The following is a 1,873-nucleotide window of genomic DNA, read 5'->3' as shown; positions in this document are numbered from 1 at the left end:
CCCGGACCCCGGCCGGGGCCGAGCCGGACACGGGCCGCGGCGTGCCGCCCCGGGGCCCCGGCCGGGGTCCGGGCGGCGGGGACGGGCCCGGACCGGGCGCCCGGCGCCGGCCCGCCCTGATCGTGGCGGGTGTCCTGGGCGTCCTGCTGGTCATCGCCGCGGTGGTCCTGCTCACCGGAGTGGGCGGCGGCGACGACAAGGCCTCTCCCGCGCCCTCGGCCACGCCCACCACCGCGGCGCCCTCGCTGCCCCCGGGAGTGAAGTGCGTCCGCGACAGCTGCACCGGGCAGGACCCGGAAACGATGGGGTGCGGCGGGGCGTTCGCCAGGACGGTGGCATCCGCGAAGATCGGCGCCGCCCTGGTCCAGGTCCGCTACAGCCCGACGTGCCAGGCCGCCTGGGCCCGTATCCAGCAGGCCGCCCCCGGTGACGAGGTGCGGATCGGCTCGGGCGCCACGGCGGGCGGGACCGGGACGGTGGACGCGGACAAGGAGGCGTACACCCGGATGCTCGCGGTCGACGGCCCCGGATCGGCGCAGGCCTGCGCGACCCTGGTCTCCGGCAAGAAGGGCTGCACCGCGGCGCGGTGAGCGCGCCCCGGTGGCCCGGACGAGCCACCGGGTGAGGCGTCCCACAGGGGGGCGGGGGTTCGGGAGGGCCGGGGTCGGATAGCCTGACCGCTGGATGTCTCTTCACGTCAAGATTCAGTTCGGGACGCCCGCGGGACGAGCTTTTTCCCGAGCCGGTTCCCAGCCGGTTCTCAGCCGGTTCCCGAGCCGGACCTTGACGTGAGGAGACAGCCGGAACTAGGGGGCACAACCCCCACCACCTGCTGTTCTAAACGGAGATCGCCATGACCCGCACTCCCGTGAATGTCACCGTCACCGGCGCGGCCGGACAGATCGGCTACGCGCTGCTCTTCCGTATCGCCTCCGGTCACCTGCTCGGCGCGGATGTGCCGGTCAACCTCCGTCTGCTGGAGATCCCGCAGGGCCTGAAGGCCGCCGAGGGCACCGCCATGGAGCTCGACGACTGCGCCTTCCCGCTGCTGCGCGGCATCGAGATCACCGACGACCCGAACGTCGCGTTCGACGGTGCCAACGTGGCGCTGCTCGTCGGCGCCCGCCCGCGCACCAAGGGCATGGAGCGCGGCGACCTGCTCTCCGCCAACGGCGGCATCTTCAAGCCGCAGGGCAAGGCCATCAACGACAACGCCGCGGACGACATCAAGGTCCTCGTCGTCGGCAACCCGGCCAACACCAACGCCCTGATCGCCCAGGCGGCGGCCCCGGACGTCCCGGCCGAGCGCTTCACCGCGATGACCCGGCTGGACCACAACCGTGCCATCTCGCAGCTCGCGAAGAAGACCGGCTCGGCCGTCTCGGACATCAGGCGTCTGACCATCTGGGGCAACCACTCGGCCACCCAGTACCCGGACATCTTCCACGCCGAGGTCGCCGGCAAGAACGCCGCCGAGCTGGTGAACGACGAGGCGTGGCTGGCCGACGCCTTCATCCCGACCGTCGCCAAGCGCGGCGCCGCGATCATCGAGGCCCGTGGCGCCTCCTCGGCGGCCTCCGCCGCCAACGCCGCCATCGACCACGTGTACACGTGGGTCAACGGCACCGCCGAGGGCGACTGGACCTCCATGGGCATCCCGTCGGACGGCTCCTACGGCGTCCCCGAGGGCCTCATCTCGTCCTTCCCGGTCACCGTCAAGGACGGCGCGTACGAGATCGTCCAGGGCCTGGAGATCAACGACTTCTCGCGCGCCCGCATCGACGCCTCGGTGCAGGAGCTCAAGGAAGAGCGCGACGCGGTGCGCGAGCTCGGCCTCCTCTAGTACCACCCGAGCCCCGGCTCGCCCCCACCC

2 protein-coding genes are annotated in these 1,873 nt (G+C 72.7%); both read left to right on the top strand.

The window, feature by feature from the left end; genetic code table 11:
• On the top strand, positions 1-590 hold a 590-nt coding region (locus ACJA3G_RS36120), incomplete at its 5' end, for a DUF2690 domain-containing protein (RefSeq protein WP_406557260.1).
• Between the two features lie 263 nt (positions 591-853).
• Positions 854-1,843, top strand: coding sequence for a malate dehydrogenase (locus tag ACJA3G_RS36115; protein ID WP_406557259.1), 990 nt, complete (start codon positions 854-856; stop codon positions 1,841-1,843).
• Positions 1,844-1,873 lie beyond the last annotated feature (30 nt).

This window comes from Streptomyces sp. YS-3 (genome assembly GCF_045257485.1).
Classification (GTDB): Bacteria; Actinomycetota; Actinomycetes; order Streptomycetales; family Streptomycetaceae; genus Streptomyces.
This window is presented reverse-complemented; position numbering and strand designations above follow the sequence as displayed.